This window comes from Amycolatopsis sp. NPDC004772, from assembly GCF_053601215.1.
Map to the genome: position 1 here is coordinate 46334 of NZ_JBSGBK010000036.1, position 23892 is coordinate 70225.

Annotated in this window: 23 protein-coding genes, 1 tRNA gene and 1 riboswitch; of the genes, 20 read left to right on the top strand and 4 right to left on the bottom strand. The window is 71.5% G+C overall.

Going from position 1 to position 23892, the window contains the following annotated elements:
* Positions 1-38: 38 nt before the first annotated feature.
* Positions 39-1706 carry a hypothetical protein gene (locus tag ACWEF6_RS22310; protein WP_449684714.1) on the bottom strand — a complete coding sequence of 556 codons (1668 nt, stop codon included), beginning with the start codon at positions 1704-1706 and terminating at the stop codon, positions 39-41.
* 134 nt (positions 1707-1840) lie between these two features.
* On the opposite strand from ACWEF6_RS22310, the gene ACWEF6_RS22315 reads away from it, so the two are divergent.
* Together ACWEF6_RS22315 and ACWEF6_RS22320 are read left to right on the top strand one after the other, a co-directional pair.
* Positions 1841-1914, top strand: a tRNA-Thr gene (locus tag ACWEF6_RS22315).
* A 100-nt stretch (positions 1915-2014) separates the two neighbouring features.
* Positions 2015-2308, top strand: coding sequence for an EthD family reductase (locus tag ACWEF6_RS22320; RefSeq protein WP_449684739.1), 294 nt, complete (start codon positions 2015-2017; stop codon positions 2306-2308).
* A 40-nt stretch (positions 2309-2348) separates the two neighbouring features.
* Here the strand turns inward: ACWEF6_RS22320 and ACWEF6_RS22325 are convergent, their stop codons facing one another.
* The gene (locus tag ACWEF6_RS22325; RefSeq protein WP_310969099.1) at positions 2349-2804 is read right to left on the bottom strand and encodes a GreA/GreB family elongation factor; all 456 of its coding nucleotides are present in this window, start codon (positions 2802-2804) and stop codon (positions 2349-2351) included.
* Between the two features lie 124 nt (positions 2805-2928).
* On the opposite strand from ACWEF6_RS22325, the gene ACWEF6_RS22330 reads away from it, so the two are divergent.
* The 6 genes from ACWEF6_RS22330 (at position 2929) to ACWEF6_RS22355 (ending at position 7688) form a co-directional block, all read left to right on the top strand.
* Positions 2929-3516: a TetR/AcrR family transcriptional regulator gene (locus ACWEF6_RS22330; RefSeq protein WP_086853331.1), complete on the top strand. Its 588-nt coding sequence runs from the start codon at positions 2929-2931 to the stop codon at positions 3514-3516.
* Between the two features lie 106 nt (positions 3517-3622).
* Positions 3623-4828 (top strand): M14 family metallopeptidase, encoded by a 1206-nt coding sequence (locus ACWEF6_RS22335; protein WP_449684740.1) that lies wholly within the window; start codon positions 3623-3625, stop codon positions 4826-4828.
* A gap of 86 nt (positions 4829-4914) precedes the next feature.
* Positions 4915-5439, top strand: coding sequence for a gamma carbonic anhydrase family protein (locus ACWEF6_RS22340; RefSeq protein WP_449684715.1), 525 nt, complete (start codon positions 4915-4917; stop codon positions 5437-5439).
* A gap of 39 nt (positions 5440-5478) precedes the next feature.
* Positions 5479-5901 (top strand): 50S ribosomal protein L11, encoded by a 423-nt coding sequence (rplK, locus tag ACWEF6_RS22345; protein ID WP_449684716.1) that lies wholly within the window; start codon positions 5479-5481, stop codon positions 5899-5901.
* Between the two features lies 1 nt (position 5902).
* The gene (locus tag ACWEF6_RS22350) at positions 5903-6307 is read left to right on the top strand and encodes a hypothetical protein (protein WP_449684717.1); all 405 of its coding nucleotides are present in this window, start codon (positions 5903-5905) and stop codon (positions 6305-6307) included.
* Positions 6308-6313: 6 nt separating this feature from the next.
* Positions 6314-6398: riboswitch (ZMP/ZTP riboswitch) on the top strand.
* Between the two features lie 21 nt (positions 6399-6419).
* Positions 6420-7688, top strand: a complete 1269-nt coding sequence (locus tag ACWEF6_RS22355) for a serine hydroxymethyltransferase (RefSeq protein WP_449684718.1) — start codon at positions 6420-6422, stop codon at positions 7686-7688.
* On the opposite strand, the gene ACWEF6_RS22360 is transcribed toward ACWEF6_RS22355, so the two are convergent.
* Positions 7676-8437, bottom strand: a complete 762-nt coding sequence (locus tag ACWEF6_RS22360; protein ID WP_449684719.1) for an inositol monophosphatase family protein — start codon at positions 8435-8437, stop codon at positions 7676-7678. The two genes, ACWEF6_RS22355 and ACWEF6_RS22360, sit on opposite strands and share 13 nt — an antisense overlap.
* Positions 8438-8509: 72 nt before the next feature.
* On the opposite strand from ACWEF6_RS22360, the gene ACWEF6_RS22365 reads away from it, so the two are divergent.
* Both ACWEF6_RS22365 and ACWEF6_RS22370 read left to right on the top strand, forming a co-directional pair.
* Positions 8510-9436, top strand: coding sequence for an Lrp/AsnC family transcriptional regulator (locus ACWEF6_RS22365; protein ID WP_449684720.1), 927 nt, complete (start codon positions 8510-8512; stop codon positions 9434-9436).
* 88 nt (positions 9437-9524) lie between these two features.
* Positions 9525-11174: an MDR family MFS transporter gene (locus ACWEF6_RS22370; protein WP_449684721.1), complete on the top strand. Its 1650-nt coding sequence runs from the start codon at positions 9525-9527 to the stop codon at positions 11172-11174.
* Between the two features lie 53 nt (positions 11175-11227).
* On the opposite strand, the gene ACWEF6_RS22375 is transcribed toward ACWEF6_RS22370, so the two are convergent.
* Positions 11228-11743 carry an inorganic diphosphatase gene (locus tag ACWEF6_RS22375; protein ID WP_449684722.1) on the bottom strand — a complete coding sequence of 172 codons (516 nt, stop codon included), beginning with the start codon at positions 11741-11743 and terminating at the stop codon, positions 11228-11230.
* Between the two features lie 173 nt (positions 11744-11916).
* Between ACWEF6_RS22375 and dacB the strand changes: the two genes are divergently transcribed.
* From dacB to folE, 10 genes are all read left to right on the top strand, one after another.
* Entirely contained in the window at positions 11917-14280 is a 2364-nt protein-coding gene (gene dacB, locus ACWEF6_RS22380; RefSeq protein WP_449684723.1) for a D-alanyl-D-alanine carboxypeptidase/D-alanyl-D-alanine endopeptidase, read from the top strand.
* A gap of 91 nt (positions 14281-14371) precedes the next feature.
* Positions 14372-15382, top strand: coding sequence for a zinc-dependent metalloprotease (locus tag ACWEF6_RS22385; protein WP_449680287.1), 1011 nt, complete (start codon positions 14372-14374; stop codon positions 15380-15382).
* Complete coding sequence (tilS, locus tag ACWEF6_RS22390; protein ID WP_449684724.1) at positions 15379-16338, top strand: tRNA lysidine(34) synthetase TilS; 960 nt, start codon at positions 15379-15381, stop codon at positions 16336-16338. The genes ACWEF6_RS22385 and tilS overlap by 4 nt, the downstream gene beginning before the upstream one ends.
* A gap of 3 nt (positions 16339-16341) precedes the next feature.
* A complete protein-coding gene (gene hpt, locus ACWEF6_RS22395; RefSeq protein WP_125308269.1) occupies positions 16342-16893 on the top strand; it encodes a hypoxanthine phosphoribosyltransferase in 552 nt (183 codons plus the stop codon).
* A gap of 159 nt (positions 16894-17052) precedes the next feature.
* Positions 17053-17418, top strand: a complete 366-nt coding sequence (locus ACWEF6_RS22400) for a hypothetical protein (protein WP_449684725.1) — start codon at positions 17053-17055, stop codon at positions 17416-17418.
* A 22-nt stretch (positions 17419-17440) separates the two neighbouring features.
* Entirely contained in the window at positions 17441-18832 is a 1392-nt protein-coding gene (locus tag ACWEF6_RS22405) for a hypothetical protein (protein WP_449684726.1), read from the top strand.
* A 61-nt stretch (positions 18833-18893) separates the two neighbouring features.
* Positions 18894-19670: an ESX secretion-associated protein EspG gene (locus ACWEF6_RS22410; protein ID WP_449684727.1), complete on the top strand. Its 777-nt coding sequence runs from the start codon at positions 18894-18896 to the stop codon at positions 19668-19670.
* Positions 19671-19882: 212 nt separating this feature from the next.
* The gene (locus ACWEF6_RS22415; RefSeq protein ID WP_449684728.1) at positions 19883-20695 is read left to right on the top strand and encodes an ESX secretion-associated protein EspG; all 813 of its coding nucleotides are present in this window, start codon (positions 19883-19885) and stop codon (positions 20693-20695) included.
* Positions 20696-20897: 202 nt separating this feature from the next.
* Positions 20898-23294 carry an ATP-dependent zinc metalloprotease FtsH gene (gene ftsH, locus ACWEF6_RS22420; RefSeq protein ID WP_449684729.1) on the top strand — a complete coding sequence of 799 codons (2397 nt, stop codon included), beginning with the start codon at positions 20898-20900 and terminating at the stop codon, positions 23292-23294.
* The gene (folE, locus tag ACWEF6_RS22425) at positions 23272-23877 is read left to right on the top strand and encodes a GTP cyclohydrolase I FolE (RefSeq protein WP_310969069.1); all 606 of its coding nucleotides are present in this window, start codon (positions 23272-23274) and stop codon (positions 23875-23877) included. Before ftsH ends, folE begins: the two co-directional genes overlap by 23 nt.
* Positions 23878-23892 lie beyond the last annotated feature (15 nt).

The following is a 23892-nucleotide window of genomic DNA, read 5'->3' on the forward strand; positions in this document are numbered from 1 at the left end:
GCCAGGCGTACCTGGCGGGCTCCTTCACACCCCTCGGGTCACTCGCGCGGACGCGGCGAGGGTTTGAACGGCTTCTCTTCGACGGCCACGGCCAGCGGGCGCCGCCGTCCGCCCGGCATCGCGGCCACCATGACCACGCCGAGCAGCAGCATCGCGGTGCCCGTCCAGAACAGCGGCACGGTGTCGTACGCACCGCCGGTGTAGGCCAGGTTCTTCACCGGCCCCTTCGGCGCCTCACCACCCGCGGGCGGCGGTGTCGACGCCGTCCCGCAGATCACGCCGCCGGTCGGCGCGTACGCCCGGGCGATCTGCTCGCCGAGCGAGAGCTGGGCCAGCGACGACGGCAGGTTCTTCGCCTGGTCGTCCGGCAGCAGGCTCTTGAGCTTGGTCGTCGGCAGCAGCTGCAGGTCGAACATCCGCGCCGACGCACCCAGCTGGAACCCCTTGAACGGCGTGGTCATGTTCGCCGACTTCTGGTCCAGCCCGGCGATGCTCAGCCGCAGCACGCCGAGGTCGAGCACGGTGCCCGCGGTGGTTCCCACCTGCTGGACCGGACCTTCGAGAGGCGCCAGGAGACCGCCGACAACGGGCAGATCCTTGAGCTTGCCGAATTGGTCGCTCAGCGGCTTCAGCGGCAGCCCGATCGGGATGTCCTTGGTCGGGTGCGCCGCGTCGAGCGTGTAGAGCGTCTTCCCGCCGGCGGCGATGGTCAGGACCGGCGCGGTGTACTCGACCTTGGACGTCTTCGCGTCGCCGGTGGAGGTCACCTTGAGCGTCGGCTGGCTGGCGACCTTGATGCTCAGCGCCAACGGCGTGCCCTTGAGGATTTCGATGTCCGCGGCCTGCAGCGTTGATGTCGACTGGACGGCCTTGTTCTTCGACCCCGGGATGTCGACCAGCTTCACCTGCGACCGCGACGACAGCGTGTTCGGCAGGCTCAGCAGCGAGCCGTTGCCGTCCGCGGCCGTCTGCCCGCCGCCCTGCAGCAGGCCGCCGAGGCTCTGCAGGCCCTTGGTCAGGTCGAACCCGCTCGCCAGCGAGCTCGGGTCGAGCTTCGGCTTCAGCGCGTCCAGGCCGAGGTTCGGCATCGACGGCACGACGTTCAGGAGCGACAGGCTGGCCACCGACGTGCTGGCGTCGGCGATGGTGTCGACGCACGGGCCGAGCGAGTCGCTCCACCGCGCGTGCGCGCTCCCGTTGAGCAGGCCCACGTTCAGCAGCGGGTTCGACGGCGCGTTGAGGCCACCGGTGATCGGCTGCGGGTTGTCGGGCAACGCGGTCTGCACGACGCTACCCGGCGTCTGCGGCGCGTTTCCGCCGATGGACAGCCCGAACGGCGAGGCCTGCGCGATGGCCTTCTCGTAGCTCAGGTAGGCGTCCGAGTTCGCCGACGCGCTCGACAGGCCCATCCCGGCCTCGAGCGCGGACTGCTTCGGCAGCGTCTGCCCGAACCCGGGGAGAATGGTGCTGGTGGGCACGGCGTTGGGCAGCAGCCGGATGATCCCGAGAGCGGTCCCGGCATCCCCGACGGCCTGCCCCAGCGGCTGCGGCCCGATCGGCGCGGAGATGGGCGCCTGCCCCGGATGCGCCGGCTGCGGAATCGGCGTCGTCGGATAGGTCGGATCGGCCATCGCCGGCGCCGCGCTGAGCAGGAGCAACGCAGCAGCCGCCGGCAGGGCCGCCGAGCGGGGCAGTCTTCGCCGCATGTGCCAGAGCCTCCAAGTGGGGTCGGCCGGGGAGTGAGACCGGCGTCATAGGGCCTTAACGACGATCCCCCCGGAAAGTGACGCGCACAGCTTCCGCTACACTTGTCGACGTCGCCAGCGGAAGCCGGAGACACGCCGCCTTAGCTCAGTCGGCCAGAGCGATTCACTCGTAATGAATAGGTCAGGGGTTCGATTCCCCTAGGCGGCTCAGTGAAATCAGGCCCCGTCCGAGACATCTCGGGTGGGGCCTGACTCGTCTGGTGAGGGTCGAAGTGAGTGGCCGCTGGATGGAGGTTCTCTTGCACAAGATGGTGGTCCTGTATCCCGAGCCCGCCGATCCCGCGCACTTCCGCGAGTACTACGTCACCCACCACCTGCCGCTGGTCGCTCGGATGCCCGGGCTGCTCGCGTGGCGGTACAGCTTCGACGTGGCCGCGACGCGGGGGCAGTCTCCGTACTTCGCGATCTTCGAAGCCGACTTCGCCGATGCCGCGGCGATGACCGCCGCGCGGGAGTCGCCTCAAGGCCTTCAGGTCGCCGCCGATGTGGCCAACTACGCCACCGGGGGTGCCGTCGTCCTCCACTACCCGGTGCAGGCCTGAGGCCGTCCGAAGGGCCTGGACCCCTCGGACGGCGACCTGCCTACTTCGGCGGGGTCAGCTTCACCACCGTGGCCGTGGCGTCGCCGCGGGGGGTTCGATAGGTGATCTCGTCGCCCGCTTTGGCGCCGACCAGGGCCAGGCCCAGGGGGCTGTCCGAGGTGATCGCGTCCGCGTCCTCGCCCGGGACCGTCACCACCTGGAACGTCTCTTCGTCTCCGTCGGAGAAGCGCAGGGAGACCACCGTGCCGTCCGGGAGCTGGCTGTTGCCGTAGCCGCCGTGTTCCATCTTGGCCGCCAGGTCGGCGATCTGGCGGTCGAGGCGGGCCGCGGCCTCCGCCCGGTCGATCACGTCCGCCTGGTCCGCCGCGTCCCCGGTGCGTTCCTGCTCGCCGGGTTGCGGCGCGAGGGCTTCCCGCTGCGCGCGCAAGTTCGCGATTTCCTTCTCCAGCTGGCTGCGCGCAGCCGGGCTGAGCCCCTTGTCCCCTGAGATCACCATGCCGGGCATTGTCCGCTGCGCGGAGCGGGGTGGCCAATCCGGTTTTTCACCCGAAAGCCACCCACACGACGTCTGCCCTAGGGTTTGGGGTCCGGCGTCCAGGAAGAAGGTAACGAGAATCACCGTGAGCGCAGTCCCCGGCCGCAGCGAGCAGCTCTCGCCGAACCAGCTGGCCAAGCAGGAACAGATCGTCGAAGCCGCCCGCGTCGTGCTCGCCCGCGACGGGCTCGCCGGGTGCACCGTCCGGGCCATCGCCGACGCCGGCCCGCTCACCAAGAGCGCGATCCACTACTACTTCGCCGACATCGACGTCCTCATCGATCGGGCGATGGCGGCGCACATCACCGCCTTCGCCGCGGGCCTGCGCGAGGTCGCCGCGAAGCACGGCGAACCCCGCGAGCGGCTCTTCGCCGTCCTCGAGGAGTACCTGAGCGTCTTCGCCGCGAACCCGAACGCCGCCTTCCTCTGGTTCGAGTACTGGATCGCCGCCGGGCGCGCGCAGCACCCGCAGGCCATCGACGTCATGCTGACCTCGCTCACCGAGCTGCTCGCCGAGCTCCTCGCCCCGCTCGACGTCGACGACCCGCGCGCCCGGGCCCGCGCGCTCCTGTCGTACCTGCTGGGCACGGTCGTCCAGCAGCGGGTGCGCCCGCGGCCGTTCGCCACGCTGCGTGCCGACATCGAGGCGCTCTGCTTCGCGAACTACGGGTAGAAACCACCAATAGATCCGTACTGCTCCGGATTGTGCGCTACGTCCGGCTCCGGCCAAGGTCGAGGAACCCCCGAGAGCAGGAGACGTGATGCGCACACGAACGTGCATGGCAGCGGCCGCGGCCGCCCTCTTGGTGCTCACCACCGGCGGCCAGGCCGGGGCCGCCCAGCCCGACGGCCCGCAGGTGTACGAGGTGACCGGTGCCGCCACCGCCCAGCAGCGCACTGTGATAGCGCGGACCGGCGCGGACATCCTCGACGCCGACGGCGCGACGACCACCGTCATCGCCAACCCCGGCGAAGCGGCCCAGCTGCGTGCGCACGGCTTCGGCGTCAAGGCGCTCGGCAAGGTCAACCGGCCGCAGGGGACCGAGGCCGTCCTGGACTTCCCGGCCGGCTACACCGGCTACCACACCTACGCGGAAACGCAGACCGAGCTGCAGAAAGCCGTCGCGAACTACCCGTCGCTGACCAAGCTCGGCAGCGCCGGCAACTCGTACGAAGGCCGCGCCCTGTCGCTCATCAAGATCAGCGACAACGCCGCCACCGACGAGAACGAGCCCGAGGTCCTCTTCACCTGCAACCAGCACGCGCGCGAGCACCTCACCACCGAGATGTGCCTCCACATCGTCCAGCGGCTGACCAGCGGGTACGCCACCAACAGCGCGATCAAGCGGCTGGTCGACAGCACCGAGATCTGGGTGGTCCCGAGCGTCAACCCGGACGGCTCCGAGTACGACATCTCCGGCGGCACGTTCCGCAGCTGGCGCAAGAACCGCCAGGGCCCCGGCACCGACACCAACCGCAATTGGGGCTACAAGTGGGGCTGCTGCGGCGGCTCGTCGGGCCAGACGTCCAGCGAGACCTACCGCGGCACGGCGGCGTTCTCCGCGCCCGAGACCCGCGCGGTCTCGAACTGGGTGAACTCGCGGGTCGTCGGCGGCACCCAGCAGATCAAGACGCACATCGACTTCCACACCTACTCCGAGCTGGTGCTCTGGCCGTTCGGCTACACCTACGCCGACACCGCGCCCGGCCTGACCGCGGCCGAGGCGCAGAAGTTCCAGTCCCTCGGCCGGCAGATGGCCGCGACCAACGGCTACACGCCGGAGCAGTCCAGCGACCTCTACATCACCGACGGCAGCGTCAACGACTGGATGTGGGCGACGCACAAGATCTGGAGCTTCACCTTCGAGATGTACCCGAAGGGCAGCAGCCCGGGCTTCTACCCGCGCGACACCCAGATCGGCCCGCAGACCACGCGCAACGACCAGGCCGTGGACATCCTGATCAACGCCGCGATCACCGGCTGACCCCCAGCAGCCCCGGCCGCGGCCTGCGAACGGCCCCCTTCCCCGCTGGACCGGGGAAGGGGGCCTGCGCGGTCTAGGGTGCGGGCATGCCTCAGTTCTCGTTCGAAGGGCGCAGCCCGCAGGTCCACCCGGACGCCTGGATCGCCCCCACCGCCACCCTCATCGGCGACGTCGTCGTCGAGAAGGACGCCTCCGTCTGGTACGGCGCCGTGCTGCGCGCCGACTTCGGCAAGATCGTCGTCCGGGAGGGCGCGAACATCCAGGACAACTCGGTCGTGCACGTCAACGTCGGCAAGGTCTGCGAGATCGGCCGGAACGTCACCGTCGGCCACCAGTGCCTGGTGCACGACTGCACGGTCGGCGAGCAGGCGCTGATCGGGAACGGCTCGACCGTGCTGGACGACGCCAAGATCGGCGAGCGGACGCTGGTCGCGGCCGGGGCCACCGTGACGCCGGGCACCGAGGTGCCGTCCGAGGTGGTCGCGATGGGCAGCCCGGCGAAGAAGTTCGTCCCGCTGACCGACTCCGCGCGGCTGTGGGTCGAGCACAACGCGGCCGTCTACCAGGACCTGGCGAAGCGGCACAAGGCCGGCGTCGAGGCACTGGATTGAAGTTGACCCTCCAGTAACTGGAGACTCTAGCTTCGGGGCATGGCTCCGAAGAAACTCACCCACCAGGTCACCCTCGAGCTCGCCGCGGGCAACGCCCCGGTCGTCGACCTCGGCAAGATGCTGGGGCAGACCGGGATCAACCTCGTCGAGCTCAAGAAGGCCTACGACGCGGCCACGGCGAGCCAGCGCGGCGACATCGTGCCGGTGGTCGTCTCGGTGTTCGAGGACCGCTCGTTCGCGCTCCGGCTCAAGACGCCCCCGACGTCCTTCCTCATCAAGAAGGCGTTGGGGGACAAGGGTTCGTCGCGGCCCGGGCACGAGGTCGCGGGGAAGCTGACCACGCAGCAGCTGCGCGAGATCGCCGAGCGCAAGCTGCCGGACCTCAACACCTCCGACGTCGAGGCGGCGATGCGCACGATCGCGGGCACCGCCCGGTCCATGGGCGTCGTGGTCGTCGACTGAGGTGCGCAAGCACGCGGTCGTGCCGCCGTTCCACGCGCTCGACCCCGAGCTCGGGGTCGCGGAACGGTTGCTGCGCCAGGGAAATCCGCAGCTGTGCGGCATCGCCGCGCAGCTGCCCGACGAACCCGCGGCCGCGCGCCGCCTCAACGCCGTGCTGGCGGAGGCCGGGGCGCGGCCGCGGCTCGTCGACACCGGCGTGGCGTGGCGGATCGTGTACGTGACGCCGTTCGCGGAGACCGGCGAGCTGGCCGCGGGCGCGGCGGGCCTCGCGGAACTGGTGACCGTCGGCGGCTGGCGGCGGGTGAAGCGCTGCGCGACCTGCGCGCGGCCGTTCTGCGACCGCACCTCCGGGTGCACCCGCAAGTGGTGCGCCGAACACCGCCGGGCCCGCGGCGGCGTGGACTAGGCTGTTTCCCGCAGCAGCGACTGGCGCCATCGAGGTGGAGCACCACCGGGAAGCGACGACGAGGCCGGCACCGCGCGCCTGGGTGAAGGCCACTCCAGAGCCGGAGTACGCCATGACACACCAGCCGAAACTGAACGCACTCGCCGCCGCCGACCCCGCCATCGCCGGGCTCGTCGAGGACGAAGCGAAGCGCCAGCACGACAAGATCCGCCTGATCGCGTCGGAGAACTACGTCTCGCAGGCCGTGCTCGAGGCGACCGGGAGCGTGCTCACGAACAAGTACTCCGAGGGCTACGCGGGCAAGCGCTACTACGAGGGCCAGCAGTTCATCGACCAGGTCGAGCAGCTGGCGATCGAGCGGGCGAAGGCCGTCTTCGGCGCCGAGCACGCCAACGTCCAGCCGTACTCCGGGTCGCCGGCGAACCTGGCCGTGTACCTGGCGTTCGCGCAGCCGGGCGACACCGTGCTCGGCATGGCGCTGCCGGACGGCGGCCACCTCACGCACGGCTGGAGCGTATCGGCGACCGGCAAGTGGTTCACGCCGGTGCGCTACGGCGTCGCGAAGGAGACCGGCCGCGTCGACCTCGACCAGGTCCGCGACCTCGCGCGCCAGCACCGGCCGAAGCTCATCTTCGCCGGCGGCACGGCGATCCCGCGCACGATCGACTTCCCGGCGTTCGCCGAGATCGCCCGCGAGGTCGACGCGGTGCTCGTCGCCGACATCGCGCACATCGCCGGCCTGGTCGCGGGCGGGGCGCACCCGTCGCCGGTCGGGCACGCGCAGGTGATCACGACGACCACGCACAAGACCCTGCGCGGCCCGCGCGGCGCGATGATCCTGTCCGACGCCGACCACGCGAAGGCCGTCGACAAGGCGGTCTTCCCGGGTCTTCAGGGCGGCCCGCACAACCACACGACCGCCGCGATCGCGGTCGCGCTCGGGGAAGCGCAGCAGCCGTCGTTCAGCGAGTACGCGCACACGATCGTCGCCAACGCGAAGGCGCTGGCCGACGCGCTGCTGGCGAAGGGGTACGACCTGGTCTCCGGCGGCACGGACAACCACCTGCTGCTGATCGACCTGACGAACAAGGCGGTCGCGGGCAAGCCGGCCGCGCAGGCCCTCGACCGCGCGGGCATCGAGCTGAACTACAACACGGTCCCGTTCGACCCGCGCAAGCCGTTCGACCCGTCCGGCATCCGGCTCGGCACGTCCGCGATCACCACCCGCGGCCTCCAGCCGGAGGACCAGGTGCAGGTGGCGGAGTGGATCGACCGCACGGTGACCGCGGCCGCCGCGGCCGAGGAGGCCGCGCTGGACACGATCGCCGCGGAAATCCGCGAGTTCCTGGCGCCGTTCCCCATCCCGGGCTACTCCGCCTGAGCCAGCGCGTCCAGCACCAGCGCGTGCAGGGCCGGCGCGGCCGCGACGAAGCTGCTGTCCGACGGCGTCCACGGGGCGCCGCCGGCGGTGGTGACGACCGCGCCGGCCGCACGCGCGACCAGTGCGGCGCCGGCCAGGTTGGTGGCGTCGGTGCCGTACTGCCAGAAGAAGTCCAGCCGGCCGGCGGCGACGTCGGCGACCTGCCAGGACGTCGGCCCGAGGTTCCGCACCGCGGCGACTTTCGGCAGTACTGCGGTCAGCGAGGCGCCTGCTGCTTCGGCCACACCGGGCTGCTTCGCGATGAACGGCGGCTGGCTGGTCGCGGCGACGGCTGCTTCGAGGCTCTTCTTCCGTGACGGCTCGATCGGTGTTCCGTTCCTCTCGGCGCCTTCGCCCCGCTGCGCCGCGTAGGTCTCTTTCAACCACGGCGAGTGCAGCACCGCGAGCTCCGGCTCGCCGTCGCGGACGAGCGTCACGGTGAGGCAGTACTGCGGGAGGCCCTGGAGGAGCTGGACGGCGCCGTCGAGGGCGTCGACCACCCAGACCTCGCCGTCGGGGAGCTCGTCGAACTCGCCCGCCCACTTCGCTCCGGGCCGGAGGCCGGTGAGCGCGGCCCGGAGGTCCGCCGCCAGCGGGTCGTCGATGGCCGAGAAGATCTCGCCGAGCTCCCCGAGGGAGGCGGGTGGCCGGTCCGGGGCACGGACGCCGGCGGCCAGGGTTTCCACGATGTCGAGCACCGGTTTCAGCATGCGCCCAGGATTAAGCTGATCGGCGAAACCGAGTACTCCAGCCCGGCAGAGTGAGCGGAAGCGGACTGCACAATGCAGCGTCTGACCGAAATCGAACAGCGAGTGGTTTCGGCCCTCCAGGTCGACGGCCGGGCCGGTCCCAGCCGGATCGCCGAAGTCCTCGGCCTCTCGCCGCGGACGGTCACCCGCGTGATCGCGCGCCTGAGGGCCGACGGGCGGCTCGGTGTCGTCTGCGTTCCCGATCCCCGGCACGGCCTGCGGGGCGCGATGCTCCTGCGCGTGAAGGTGCTTCGCGGCCGGACGCCGGTGATCGCCGACGCCCTGGCCAAGCGCGAGGACGTCCTGTTCGTCGACATCCTGGCCGGCGGCGAGGAAATCAGCGCGGTCGCGCTCGGCGGGCTCGACGGACGGCTGGTGCACGACGCGCTGCCCGCCACGTCCGCGGTCACCGAGCTGCGCGCGCACTCGATCCTGCACGTCTTTTCCGACGCGGCGCAGTGGCGCACCGGTTTGCTCACCGATGCCGAAGCCGCGGCCCTGAGCCCGCCGCCACCCGGCGTGGACGTCACGCTCGACGAACTCGACCGGCGGCTGCTCGCCCGCCTCGCCGTCGACGCCCGGCTCGGTCCCGGAGAGCTGGCGCCCGAAACCCCGGAGTCGACCGTCCGCCGCCGGCTCGACCGGCTGGCCGCGGCCGGGCGGATCCGGACCTACGCCAACGTCGACGTCCGCGCGCTGGGCCTCGAGATCGACGCGAATGTCTGGATGACCGTGCCGCCGGGACGGCTCGACGAGGTCGGGCGGACGCTGGCGGATCACCCGATGGTCCACGGCACCCTGGCCACGACCGGCGTGACGAACCTGATGGCCGCCGTCTGGTGCCGCGACCTCGGTGACCTCTACGCCTTCGTGACGCGGCTCGATGTGCCGTCCGCCGAGGTGACCGTGGTCGCGAAGGCCGTCAAGCGAGGCGCGAGACCGGGGTCACAGAATATTTGATTGCACGGTACAAGCTTCCCGGGGAATACTTGGCTCAGACAAGTAGTTGAGAGGTACAAGCAACTACGCGGACTTCGAGGGAGACCCCATGAGCGACACCACCACGGCGGAAGGAGCAGCCGCTACGAACGGCAAACTGACCCACCGCCAGATCCTCACCGTGCTGTCCGGGCTGATGCTCGGCATGTTCCTCGCCGCGCTCGACCAGACCATCGTGTCGAGCTCGATGCGCACCATCGCCGACGAGCTCCACGGCCTGTCCCTGCAGGCCTGGGCCACCACCGCCTACCTGATCACCGCCACGCTTTCGACGCCGCTGTACGGCAAGCTGTCCGACCTCTACGGCCGCAAGCCCATGTACCTCACGGCGATCTCGCTGTTCCTGGTCGGTTCGCTGGCCAGCGGCATGGCGACGTCGATGTACGAACTCGCCGCCTTCCGCGCCTTCCAGGGGCTCGGCGCCGGTGGCCTGATGTCGCTCGCGCTGGCGATCATCACCGACATCACCGCGCCGCGGGAACGCAGCAAGTACCAGGGCTACTTCATGGCCGTCTTCGGCATCTCGAGCGTGGCCGGGCCGGTCGTCGGCGGGTTCTTCGCCGGCATCGACACCTTCGCCGGCATCACCGGCTGGCGCTGGGTCTTCCTGGTCAACGTCCCGATCGCGCTCGCCGCGCTGGTCGTCGTCACGAAGGTGCTGAACCTGCCGCACACCCGCGTGGACCAGAAGGTCGACTACTGGGGTGCCGTCGCGCTGGCCACCGGCCTGGTGCCGCTGCTGATCGTCGCCGAGCAGGGCCGCGAGTGGGGCTGGGGCTCCGCCGCTTCGATCGCGATGTACGTCGTCGGCGCGCTGGGCGTCACCGCCTTCGTCTGGATCGAACGCCGGATGGGCGACGCCGCCCTGCTGCCGCTGCGCCTGTTCAAGCGGCCGGTGTTCCGGATGTCGACGATCGTCACCGTCGTGCAGGGTGCCGGGATGTTCGGCGCGATGATGTCGCTGCCGCTGTACCTGCAGATCGTCAAGGGCGCGACGCCGACCCAGGCCGGCCTGCAGATGCTCCCGCTGACGCTCGGCATCATGGTCGCCAGCCTGACCAGCGGCCGGATCATCGCGGCCACCGGCCGGTACAAGATGTTCGCGGTGGCCGGGATCGGCCTGATGGCGGCGGCGCTGTTCGCGCTGTCCACGATCACCGTCGACAGCTCGCTGGCCCTGGTCATGGTGATCGCCTTCGTGATTGGCCTCGGCCTCGGCGCCTCGATGCAGACGCTGGTGCTGGCCGCGACCAACGACGTCCGCCCGCAGGACATCGGCGTCGCCACCTCGGCGGCGACGTTCTTCCGGCAGATCGGCGGCACGGCGGGCACCGCGGTGTTCCTGTCGATCCTGTTCGGCACGGTGGGCGACCGGATCGCGAGCGCCATCCGCTCGGCGATGACCACACCGGCCTACACGGCGGCGCTGGCTCAGCACCCGGAGTTCGCGAAGCAGATGCAGAGCGGCCTGGACGTCAACGACACGTCGTTCCTGTCGACGCTGGACCCGACGCTGGCCCGGCCGATCCTGCAGGGCTTCGCCGAGTCGATGAGCACGGTGTTCCTGGTCGGCGGGATCGTGCTGACCGTCGGCTTCGCGCTCGTGTGGTTCCTCAAGGAGAAGCCGCTGTCGGACAAGTCGGCGATGGAGCAGCGCGCGGAGGCCGAAGAGGCTCCCGCACTGGCCCTGGCGCACTGACCGCGTGAAAAAAGGCCCCCTCGGGAGATCCCGAGGGGGCCTTTCTCGTGGATTCAGTGACCGGTCCCGTTGGCTTCTTCCTTGGCCAGGCGGTCGGTCTCACGCTCGTACGAGCGGGCGATCTCGTTCTCGGCCTCGGCGCGGCCGACCCAGGTCGAGCCTTCGACGCTCTTGCCGGGCTCGAGGTCCTTGTAGACCTCGAAGAAGTGCTGGATCTCCAGCTTGTGGAACTCGTTCAGGTGGTGGATGTCCCGCAGGTGCTCCAGGCGCGGGTCGTTCGTCGGGACCGCGAGGACCTTGTCGTCCGGGCCCTTCTCGTCGGTCATCCGGAACATGCCGATCGCGCGGCAGCGGATCAGGCAGCCCGGGAACGTCGGCTCCTGGACGAGGACGAGCACGTCGAGCGGGTCGCCGTCCTGGCCGAGGGTGTCGTCGATGAACCCGTAGTCGGCCGGGTACTGCGTGGCCGTGAACAGGGTCCGGTCCAGCTTGATGCGGCCGGTCTTGTGGTCGACCTCGTACTTGTTGCGCTCCCCTTTGGGGATTTCGATCGTGACGTCGAACTCCACGCCGTCCTCGCTGCTTCTTGTAGATCCGGGCATACCCGCATCGCGGGCGGCAACCTTCATGACTCTCTTGACGTCTCCTAGTGTGGACTACGCCCTGCCGGGGGGCCGCATCGATGTCGGCCACACGGCATGTGAGCTTGGCCCCTCCCGGGGCAGGTGAGAAGGAGTGGTGGGTGCCGGAAAACGACCAGCCGATGTGGCCTTCGTCGGACGAAGACCGCTCGTCGTCCGGCGCGCGGGAGACCACTCCGATGGCGCTGCCGGACCCGCCGGAGGCCGCCGCGGGCCGCCCCGGCGTGCCCAAGGTCACAGGCAGTGAAGCCCCCAAGGGCTCGTGGTTCGCGCCGAACGTCCCGCCCGAGCCGATCCCCGGCCTCAACGCCCCGGCCGAGGAGCCGCCGGCCCCGCCGCCGCCGGCCAAGCAGGACCTCGCCGACCGCCTCGGCAGCCGCGAGCCGAAGAAGCCGCAGCCCCCGGCCGACCCGCAGCCGGCGCCCGCGAAGCCCGCCGAAGAGAGCACCCAGTACATCCGGGTCGAGCAGTCGGAACTCGAGCCCGAGGCCTCCGGCGAGAGCACGCAGTACGTCGAGCCGCCCGAGCCGAAGCCGGCCGGGGAGAGCACGCAGTACATCGAGGTGAAGCCGTCCGGGCCGGTGCCGGTGGTGCCGGTCGAGCGTCACGTGCCGCCCCGGGAGGAACCGAAGCCGGAGGAGCCGCCGCAGCAGCAGTGGCGGGAAGAGCTGCAGCACTGGCGCGAGGAGCAGCAGCGCCGTGAAGAGCAGCTGAGCCGCGCGGCCGCACAGCGTCGCGAGGAGCCCGAAGCCCCGCAGCCGTGGAGCCAGCGCATCGAGCTGCGGGAGGACCGCACCGGCGACCGGCCGGCCGAGCCGGGTGACCGCCGGGCCGCGCTGCCGCCGGAGCCGCCGCGCGGGGTGGTGCCGTCGGCGTCCGCCGGCTCGCTGGCCCGGCCGCAGCGGATCGAGCCGGACGGCCAGCGGTTCGACGCCGAGGCGACCGTCGGGATCGAACGCCCGACCTCGTTCCCCGGCGTCTTCCAGCAGCAGCCCCAGCAGCGCGGCGAACCGCCCCGGAACGACCAGCCGCCGACGCCGGCCGAGCCGCCCGCCGCCGAAGAGCCGCCGAAGAAGCGGCGCAAGGGCAAGCTGATCGCCCTCGTCGTGGTCGTCCTCCTGGTGCTGGCCGGCGCCGGGGTCGCCGCGGCGACGCCGAAGGTGGCGAATCGGCTGGCCCTGCCGTGGGCGCCGAACGCGCCCAAGGGCGACCCGCCGTCGTCGCCGGCGGCCACCCGGCAACTGCAGGGGCCGGCCACCTCCGGGACGGCGCCGACCGCGAACGGCGTCAAGGCCGCGCTCGCTTCGGCGGCCGGCAACGGCGCGCTCGGCCAGCTCACCGGCAGCGTGATCGACCCGGTGACCGGCACCGTCCTGTGGGACCGCAACTCCTCGACGCCGGTAACGCCCGCGTCGACGACGAAGGTGCTCACGTCCGCGGCCGCGCTGCTTTCCCTGGACCACAACCTGCGCCTGCCGACCAAGATCGTGCAGGGCGCGGACCCGGGCACGGTGATCCTGGTCGGCGGCGGCGACACGACCCTCACCAACCTGCCGCTGGGCACCGACTCCCCGCTGTACCCGGGGGCCGCGCACGTCGACGACCTCGTCGCGCAGGTCAAGAAGGCGGTGCCGGGCGTCAAGAAGGTGCAGGTCGACCTGACGCTGTTCAAGGGCGCGACGACCGCGCCGGGCTGGGAGGCGGGCGACGCGCCATCGACGTACGCGACGCAGATGGCGCCCGTGATGGCCGACGGCGGCCGCATCAACCCCAAGGACAACAACTCGCAGCGCACGGCGAACGCGGGCAGCGCGCTCGCCCAGTCGATCGCCTCGAAGCTCGGGGCCTCGGCGGGTGGCCAGGCGACCGCGCCCAAGGACGCGAAGGTGGTCGCCGAGGTGAAGTCGGCCCCGCTGACCGAGCTGGTGTCCGACCTGATGGAGCTGTCCGACGACGTCCTCGCCGAGGCGGTCGCCCGGCAGGTCGCGCTCGCCAACGGCGAGGAGGCCAGCTACGCCGGTGGCGCCCGGGCGACCATCAAGGTGCTGAAGGAGCACGGCTTCGACGTCTCGGGTGTCGCGCTGTCCGACGGCAGCGGCATCTCGTCGCTGAACCGCATCCCGGCGCGGCTGCTCACCCAGCTCCTGGCGGCCGCCGCGGCGCAGGAGGGCAAGGACCCGAACACCGCCAAGCTGCGCCCGGTGCTGGCGGGCCTCCCGGTCGCGGGCGGCTCGGGCACCCTGGCCGACAAGCGGTTCGACACGGCCGCGTCGCAGGCCGGCCGCGGCTGGGTGCGGGCCAAGACCGGCACGCTGACCGCGGTGAACACCCTCGCCGGGCTGGTCCTCGACCAGGACGGCCGGGTGCTGGTGTTCGCGTTCATGTCCAACGGTTCCGACACCGAGCCGGGCCGCGACGCGATCGACGCCCTCGCGACGAGCCTCCGCAAGTGCGGCTGCGCCTAGCGGACGCCGAACCGTACGAAGATCGTGGCCGGAAACCCCGCACCGGGCAGGTAGCGTCGGAAGGGTGAGTCAGGAAACGCAGACCCGGCCCATGGTCGACTGGGCGATCGCCGCGCAGACCGGCGCCCTGCTGGTGCGCGGCGGCCCGCAGGTGCCGCGGGAACGGGCCGAGGAGGCCGTCACCGACCTGCGCGAGCTGACCGCCGAGGCCGAGGGGCACGTGCGGCAGCTGACGAACCTGGGGCTCGACCTGCCGCTGCTGCCCGGCGAGGTGGTCGACCGCCCGGGCTGGGTGAGATCGGCCGCGGCCGGGCTGGACGCGCTGACCGGGCGCGCGCTGCCGCAGCAGGGCGGGCCGCTGGGGCCGATCCTGGCCGGCGGCGCCGGCGTCCAGACCGGGCTGGTGCTCGCCTTCCTCGCCAGCCGCGTGCTCGGCCAGTACGACCCCTTCGGCGGCCCGGAGCGCGCGGGCACGCTGCTGCTCGTCGCGCCGAACGTCGTCGCCGCCGAGCAGGCGATGGACGTGCCGGGCCACGACTTCCGGCTCTGGGTCTGCCTGCACGAGTGCACCCACCGGCTCCAGTTCACCGCGGTCAAGTGGCTGCGCGACTACTTCGCCGACGAGGTCGAGCGGCTCGTCTCGGGCCTGGCCGGCGGCGGCACGGACAGCCTGTCCGACCTGGTCGGCCGGCTGCCGGAGGCGATCAAGCAGGGCCCGAAGCTGAACCTGGCCGAGCTGCTCCAGTCGCCGAAGGAACGCGCGGTGTTCGACCGGCTGCTCGCGCTCTCGACGCTGCTGGAGGGGCACGCCGACTACGTGATGGACGCCGTCGGCCCGCAGGTCGTGCCGAGCGTCGACAAGATCCGCGCGCGGTTCACCGCCCGGCGCAAGGGCGGCGGCGTCTTCGACCGGCTGCTGCGCGCGCTGCTCGGCGTCGACGCGAAGATCCGTCAGTACGAAGAAGGCGCGAAGTTCACGAAGCACGTCGTGGACGCCGTCGGCATGGACGGCTTCAACGCCGTCTGGCGGTCGCCGAACACCCTGCCGTCGCGCGCCGAGATCTCCGACCCGGCGGCGTGGGTCCGGCGCCTGCACGGATGACCGGGCCGGCGGTCGCGGCCGTCCGGCGGGCCGTCCGCGCCTTCCTGGAGACCGTCGAAGCACCCCCCGAGCTGTGCGTCGCGGTCTCCGGCGGCGCCGACTCGCTCGCGCTGGCCGAGGCCACCGCGCACGTCGGGCACCACCGCGGGCACGTCGTCCGCGCGCTGGTCGTCGACCACGGGCTGCAGGAGGGCTCGGCCAAGGTCGCGGCCGACGCGGCCGCCGCGGCGAAGGCGCTGGGTGCCGACGAAGCCGAGGTGCGCCGGGCCGACGTCACCGGCCCGGGCGGCCCGGAAGCCGCCGCCCGCAAGGCCCGCTACCGGACCCTCGCCGGGCACGGGCTCGTCCTGCTCGGCCACACCCTCGACGACCAGGCCGAAACGGTCCTGCTCGGGCTCGGCCGCGGCTCCGGCCCGCGCAGCGTCGCCGGGATGCGGCCGCACGACCCGCCGTGGGGCCGCCCGCTGCTCGCCGTCGGCCGCGCGACCACCCGGGCCGCGTGCGCCGAACTCGGCGTCGAGCCGTGGGACGACCCGCACAACGCCGAACCGCGGTTCACGCGCGTGCGGCTGCGCACCGAAGTCCTGCCGTTGCTGGAGGACGTCCTCAACGGCGGAGTCGCCGCCGCGCTCGCCCGGACGGCGGCGCAGCTGCGTGAAGACAATGAGGCGCTGGACACAATGGCGGACATGATCTTCACCCGCGCGGGCGGCGTCGAAGGGCTGGACGTCGGCGTCCTCGCGGCCGAGCCCGCGGCACTGCGGCGGCGGGTTCTTCGCAGGTGGTTGCTGCAATCGGGTGTGCGCGAGCTCACCGACGCGCACCTCCGGGCGGTCGACGACCTCGTCGCCCGGTGGCGTGGTCAGGGCGGCGTGTGGTTGCCCGGCAACTTGGAGGCGAGCCGGTGCCGTGGCAGGCTCTGCCTCACCTCCCAACCCACCACACGAGGAGAATGACCCGTGTACGAGGGCGAAATCGCCTCCGTGCTCGTCACCGAGCAGCAGATCAAGGACAAGATCGCGGAGCTGTCGGAGCAGATCGCTGCCGACTATCCGGCCAACGGGCAGGGGGAACTCCTGCTGGTGGGCGTCCTGAAGGGCGCGGTCATGTTCATGACCGACTTCGCCCGCGCGCTGCCGCTGCCGACGCAGCTGGAATTCATGGCCGTCTCTTCGTACGGATCGGCGACGTCGTCGTCCGGCGTCGTCCGGATCCTCAAGGACCTCGACCGCGACATCGCGGGCCGGGACGTCCTGATCGTCGAGGACATCGTCGACTCCGGCCTGACGCTGTCGTGGCTGCTGAAGAACCTCGCCAGCCGCAACCCCGCGTCGCTCGAGGTCGTTTCGCTGCTGCGCAAGCCGGAAGCGGTGAAGGTGGACGTGCCGGTGAAGTACATCGGCTTCGACATCCCCAACGAGTTCGTCGTCGGCTACGGCCTCGACTACGCCGAGCGGTACCGGGACCTGCCCTACATCGGCACCCTCGACCCGAAGGTCTACACCTCGTAGCCCGCCGGCGGGGGTTCACCGACCGTTCACCGCAATTACCGGATCCGCGGAACCCCGGGCACGAAGTTTGCGTCATAGGCTCTGATCACGTGCGTTAACCTATGCGAAGACCAATCGTGCCCGCGGGTGACCGGGTCGGGGGAACGGGAGAGAGTGCAGATGGGGAACAGCAGCGCTGCCGACGCGAACGCCTTCAAGGCCGCGGCCGCGGCGGGTCAGGTCGGGATCGACCCCGACGCCGCGCAGGCCGTGCTGAACAAGATCCGCACGGGCAAGGACGCCGTCGAGGCCTTGCTCGCCGGCGCGGGCACGCTCGCGCAGCCGCCGAAGCTCGGCGACAACCCGGTCGGCAACGCGATGGCCGCGAAGTTCGTTCAGCGCGCGGACGGCGGGGGCGACTCGTACGCCGCCGCCCTGCAGAACCTGCTCCAGCAGTACTCCGACGCCGAAGAAGGCATCGTCACGGCGATGGCCCGGTACCACGAGATCGACCAGGCCGCGGCCGACCCGTTCCGTAACGCCTGAGTCCAGAGGGGAACTCGTAGTCATGGCTCCGAACCACAGCGACCAGCCGGCGGCGACCGACCCGGGCTCGCTGGTCCCGCTCGGCGACAACTCGGCGTCGCAGAACATCGTCGACAACGCCCGCGGCAGCGCCGGCGGCTTCGACATGGGCAGCGACCGCGCGATCGCCAACCCGCCGAACTGGAACGCGCAGGAGAGCCAGCAGCTCTACGCCGGCGCGGTCAACAACAACGACCCCGGCACGGCCGAGGCGACCGGGCACGTCTGGGCGCACCACGGCTCCGAGCTGAAGCAGGCCTCCGACCACCTCTACAACGCGATCTCCGAGCTGGGCAACGCGTGGGTCGGCCGGGGTGCCGCGGGTGCGCAGGGCGCGCTGGTGGCCATCGCGAACTCCGGTTCGCAGGCTTCCGACGCCGCGCACACGATGTCCGACAGGCTCGCCAAGCAGGCCGCGGCGGCCGCCGAGGTCAAGAAGATGCCCGCCCCGAAGGACTACGACCCCAAGCAGTCCATGGCGGCCGCGCTGGCCGGCGGTCCGGCGGCGCTGATCGCCGACCAGAAGGCGCAGGCGGACGCGGCCAACGACGTCAAGGCGCAGCAGGTCGCGTTCTTCAACGCCTACACCCAGGCGATGAAGGAGGTCGACAACTCGACCCCCAGCTTCGGCCCGGAGTCGCTCGGCATGCAGCCGACGGCGTCGCACAACTCCCTGTCGTTCAACTCGGTGAACAGCGTCGGCAGCACGGGCCCGGTCGGCAGCCTGCCCGGCGCGGGTGACGCGATCTTCGCCTCCGGCGGCGCGGGCTTCGGCGGCCACGGCGCCGCGTTCGGTGCGCAGCACGCCGGCGTCGTCGGCCCGAACGGCGTCCACGGCGGCGTCCCGGGTGCGGGCTTCGGCGCGGACGCGGCCACCCTCGGCAGCGACGGTGCGGGCGGTTCGGTCAGCGGTGCGGGCACCGGCACCGGCGCGGGCCACGTCCCCGCGGGCAGCGGGCAGCCGGGTGGCAGCAACCCGCTCGGCAAGGTCGGCCTGGGCCTCGGCATCGGCGGGGTGGCCGGCGGTCTCGGCGCGCTCGCGTCGCGGGCGCTGGGTGCGGGCAGCAGGTCCGGCGCGAAGTCCAAGGACGACACGAGCCTGGCGGCGGCCGACGGCCAGGGCCAGAGCGCCGCTTCGGCCCAGGCGCCGCAGCAGGGTCTCGTCTCGTCCGCGGGCACCATCGGCGGGCAGACGCCGCCGCCGATGAACCCGGGCATGGGCGGCATGGCCCCGCAGGGCGCCCAGGGCGAGCAGGACGAGGAGCACACGCACGCGTCCTTCCTCATCGAGGCGGACCCGGACGAGGCCTTCGGCGCGAACCAGGCGACCCCGCCGCCGGTCATCGGCTGGTCCGGGGACGACGAAGACCGCTGATCCTTCCGGGCCGGGCACGCCGACGGTGTGCCCGGCCCGGTTTCTCCTGGGGGGTGGCCCGATGCCGAACGCCGAGCTGCTCACCCCGGTCGAGGTGGACTTCCTGTGGGAGTCGGCCGGGCTGGGCGAGCTGCCGTACCCGCTGCGCATCCGTTCGCACGGCGCGACCGTCGACGAGCGATCGCTGCTGCGCCGCCGCACGCTGGAGGGGCTCGCCGCGCGCGGTCTCGCCGACGGCCGCGGCCGGCCCGAGCCGCACGTCGAGGACTACTTCGGCGTCCTGGCGGCGCCCGAACTGAGCCTGGACGCCGTCCAGCTGATCGCCCCGGACGCCGAACCGCTGCTCGCGATCGCCGGCGTGCTGGGCGGCCAGGGCCTGCTGGCCGTCCAGGACACCCGCGGCCTGCACCTGCAGCCGTGCCCGGCCGATGGGCTCGCCAGCGCGATCGTGTCACTGCTGCCGGGGGCCCCGCGTGGCAGTGAGAAGTCGCTCACGGTGCCGATGGAGCAGCTGACCGGCGGCGACTTCCTGCAGCGACGCGGCAACGGCGACGAGCGCGCGTCGGCCGACGAGGATCGCAAGGCCCTGGCCCGGCTGCACGCCCAGCCGCGGCTGCGCGGCGGCCAGATCGGCGCCAACGCCCGCACCCGCCTGGGCGCGCGCACCCGGACGCCGGTGCTGAGCTGGTTCGACACCGAGACCGGCCGCTACTTCACCCAGGCGACCCGCGGCCGCGACGGCCGGGACTGGATCACCATCGCCCCCGCCGACGCCGCCACCCTGCGCCACCGCCTCGGTGAGATGCTCGCCGGAGCCGCGACGACGAGCTCGGTCTGACCTCTGCCGCACCGGTCGTGAGTGGTAAGGCGGGTTAGAACCCGCCTTACCACTCACGACCAGCCGCGGAAGACCGCCCGCACCGGCGCTCGCCCGCTCCGGCGGCTCCCTCTGGGAGGATCGGTCTCCGGACGTGCCCAGCCTGCCCCGGAACGATCCGGTTTTGTCGGGGGTGCGGGCTACGCTGAGCAAGAGTCCGATCCGGGAGAGTGATGATGCAAGAGTTCTTCTCGCCGCTGGCGTTCGACTTCCTGTGGGAGTCGGCGCAGGTCGGCGAGCTGCCGTACCCGCTGATCATCCGGTCGCACGGCGCGACCGAAGATGAGCGCGTGTCGCTGCGGCACCGCATCGACGTCGAGCTGAAGGCGCGCGGCATCCGCGAACCACGCGGCCGGCTCGCCCCGCCGATCGAGGACGCCCTGCACCTGCTGGCCTTCGCCCCGCTGACCATCGACGCGCTGCACATCCCGCAGTTCGAAGCCCCGACGGTCGGCGTCCTCGCGGCGGCCGACGAGACCAAGGGCGTGCTCGCGGTCCAGGACGCGGACGGCATCTGGCTGCGGGACGTCCCACCGGACGGCCTGGTCTCCGCCGTCGTCGGGATCCTGCCCGCCGGGCCGCGCGGCAGCGAGGCGTCGGTCACACTCCCGCTGGACGATGCTCTGCGCACCGCGCCGATCCGGGTGCCGGCGTCGCTGCCGTCGTCGGGTGAGGAGCGCGGCAAGGCGCGCCGGACCCCGCTGAGCGAACGCGTCACGGCCGACCCGCGCGAGGCCTACGGCCGCCTCGCCGGGCAGCCCCGGCAGCGCGGCGGTCAGCTGGCAGCGAACAGCCGTTCGCAGGTCGGAGCCAAGCAGCGGTCCCGCGTGCTGGCCTGGTTCGACACCGCGACCGGCCGGTACCTGAGCCTCTCCCGCGCAGGTACGGACGGTCGCGAGTGGGTCACCGTGGCGCCCGCGGACCCGGCCACGTTGCGCACCCGGCTGGGCGAGATGGTGAACAGTGTGTCCGACGGCACGCGATAGCGTGAACGGGTGCGGGTGCCGTCCGGGAACCCTGGCGCGGTATCGCCCGTTGACCTGCGAGAGGCTCACAGGGGATGAACGCGGCAGCGGACGGTACCCTGATGAGCAGGTGTCCAGGCACCAGTGGTTGTCAAGATCGTGATGGCGGGTATCACAGGAGCCGCCCAACCAGGGAGGGTCGAGGCCACCAGGGCCGAGTCGTATGAACCGGAAGAGCGTGCTCAGGAACCCACTGCTGTGGATCGTCGCGGGGTTGCTGGCGTTGTTCGCGTACAACACGATCTTCGACAGTGATCGTGGGTACACCCAGGCACCCATCTCGGTGGCGAACTCCCAGATCACCTCGAACAACGTCAAGGAAGCCAGCCTCGAGGACAAGGAACAGCAGCTCAAGCTGCTGCTGGCCAAGCCCATCGACGTCGACGGCCAGCAGGTCACCCAGATCATTTCGCAGTACCCGGCGGACGCCACCCGCCCGATCTACGACTCGTTGATCGCGGCGAAGGCGGGCGGCCAGCCGATCAAGTTCACCACCAAGGTGACCCAGCAGGGCGTGCTGACGCAGATCCTCATCTTCGCCATCCCGCTCGCCCTCGTGCTGGGCCTGCTGATGTGGATGATGAACAACGCCCAGGGCGGCGGCAACCGCGTCCTCAACTTCGGCAAGTCCAAGGCCAAGCAGCTGAACAAGGACATGCCCAAGACGACCTTCGGGGACGTCGCGGGCGCCGACGAGGCCGTCGAAGAGCTGTACGAGATCAAGGACTTCCTGCAGAACCCGGCGCGCTACCAGGCGCTCGGCGCGAAGATCCCGAAGGGCGTCCTGCTCTACGGGCCGCCGGGTACCGGCAAGACGCTGCTCGCGCGGGCCGTGGCCGGCGAGGCGGGCGTGCCGTTCTACACGATCTCCGGCTCGGACTTCGTCGAGATGTTCGTCGGTGTCGGCGCCTCGCGTGTCCGTGACCTGTTCGAACAGGCCAAGCAGAACGCGCCCTGCATCATCTTCGTCGACGAGATCGACGCGGTCGGCCGCCAGCGCGGCGCCGGCCTCGGCGGCGGGCACGACGAGCGCGAGCAGACCCTGAACCAGCTGCTCGTCGAGATGGACGGCTTCGACGCCCGCGGCGGCATCATCCTGATCGCGGCCACCAACCGGCCGGACATCCTCGACCCGGCGCTGCTGCGCCCGGGCCGGTTCGACCGGCAGATCCCGGTGTCCGCGCCCGACCTGCGCGGCCGCAAGGCGATCCTCGAGGTGCACGCCAAGGGCAAGCCGATCGCCCAGGGCACCGACCTGACCAGCCTGGCCAAGCGCACGGTCGGCATGTCCGGCGCCGACCTGGCGAACGTCCTCAACGAGGCCGCGCTGCTCACCGCCCGCCAGAACGGGCACGTGATCACCGACGCGGCGCTGGAGGAGTCGGTCGACCGCGTCGTCGGCGGCCCGGCGCGCAAGAGCCGGATCATCTCCGAGAAGGAGAAGAAGATCACGGCCTACCACGAGGGCGGGCACGCGCTCGCCGCGTGGGCGATGCCGGACATCGAGCCGGTCTACAAGCTGACCATCCTGCCGCGCGGCCGCACGGGCGGGCACGCACTGCTCGTCCCCGAGGACGACAAGGACCTGATGACCCGCTCCGAGATGATCGGGCGGCTGGTCTTCGCGATGGGTGGCCGCACGGCCGAGGAGCTCGTCTTCCACGAGCCCACCACCGGCGCGTCGTCCGACATCGAGCAGGCGACGAAGATCGCCCGCGCGATGGTCACCGAGTACGGCATGAGCGCCCGGCTCGGCGCGGTCAAGTACGGCCAGGAGCAGGGCGACCCGTTCCTCGGCCGCTCGGCCGGCCGCCAGGCGGACTACTCGCTCGAGGTGGCGCACGAGATCGACGAGGAGGTGCGCAAGCTCATCGAGACGGCGCACACCGAGGCGTGGCACGTGCTCAACACCTACCGCGACGTGCTCGACGAGCTGGTCATCGAGCTCCTGGAGAAGGAGACGCTGACCCGCAAGGACCTGGAGCGGATCTTCGCGACGGTCGAGAAGCGTCCGCACATCACCGTGTTCAACGAATTCGGTGAGCGGACGCCGTCGGACAAGCCGCCGATCAAGACCCCGGGCGAGCTGGCGATGGAGCGCGGCGAGCCGTGGCCGCCGCCGGAGAAGGAGAAGCCGGTCCTGAAGCCGGAGCCGACCCCGGTCGGCACCGCGCCGGGCGCGGGCGAGCTGCCGGGCGGTCCGCCGTACCCGTCGCCGTCGCCGGTCGACCCGAACGCCAACCCGTACGCCCCGCCGCAGCCGGGCGCCTACCCGAACGGCGGCCGTCCCTACGGCAGCCCGAACGGTGGCGCAGGCGGTACGGCGCACTGGCCGCAGACCTACGGCGGCGGCCAGCCGTCCGGCCAGAGCGGCCCGCCCAACTACGGTGCCCCTCCGGGCTGGACCCCGGCGACCTCGCCGGGCGGCCAGCCGGGCCAGTCGTGGCGGCCCGGTGGTGAAGAACGCCCTCGTGAGCACGGCTGGTTCGCCGACCAAGCCGGCAACCAGCAGAGCGAGGGGGAGCGACGTGACGTGGATGGACCCGAAAAGCCCCAGTGACGCCGACCGCCCGGTCTTCGACCACGACCGGGCGGAGAAGGCGATCCGGGAGCTCTTGCTGGCCTGCGGTGAAGACCCGGAGCGGGACGGTCTGAAGGACACCCCCGCCCGGGTCGCCCGCGCGTACCGCGAGATGTTCGCGGGCCTCTACACCGAGCCGGACTCGGTCCTGGACAAGACGTTCGACGAGTCCCACGAAGAGCTGGTGCTGGTCACGGACATCCCGATGTTCAGCCAGTGCGAACACCACCTGGTGCCCTTCCACGGCGTCGCGCACGTCGGGTACATCCCGAACGCCGCCGGGAAGGTCACCGGGCTGTCCAAGCTGGCCCGGCTCGTCGACCTCTACGCCAAGCGCCCCCAGGTCCAGGAGCGTCTGACGTCCCAGGTCGCCGACGCCCTCGTCCGCAAGCTCGAGCCCCGTGGCGTGATCGTCGTCATCGAGGCCGAGCACCTCTGCATGGCCATGCGCGGCATCCGGAAGCCCGGCGCCCGCACCACCACCTCCGCCGTGCGCGGGCAGCTGAAGACGTCACCGTCGTCGCGGGCGGAGGCGCTGGACCTCATCAAGGCGCGCCGGTGAGCGTGGGACTTCCCA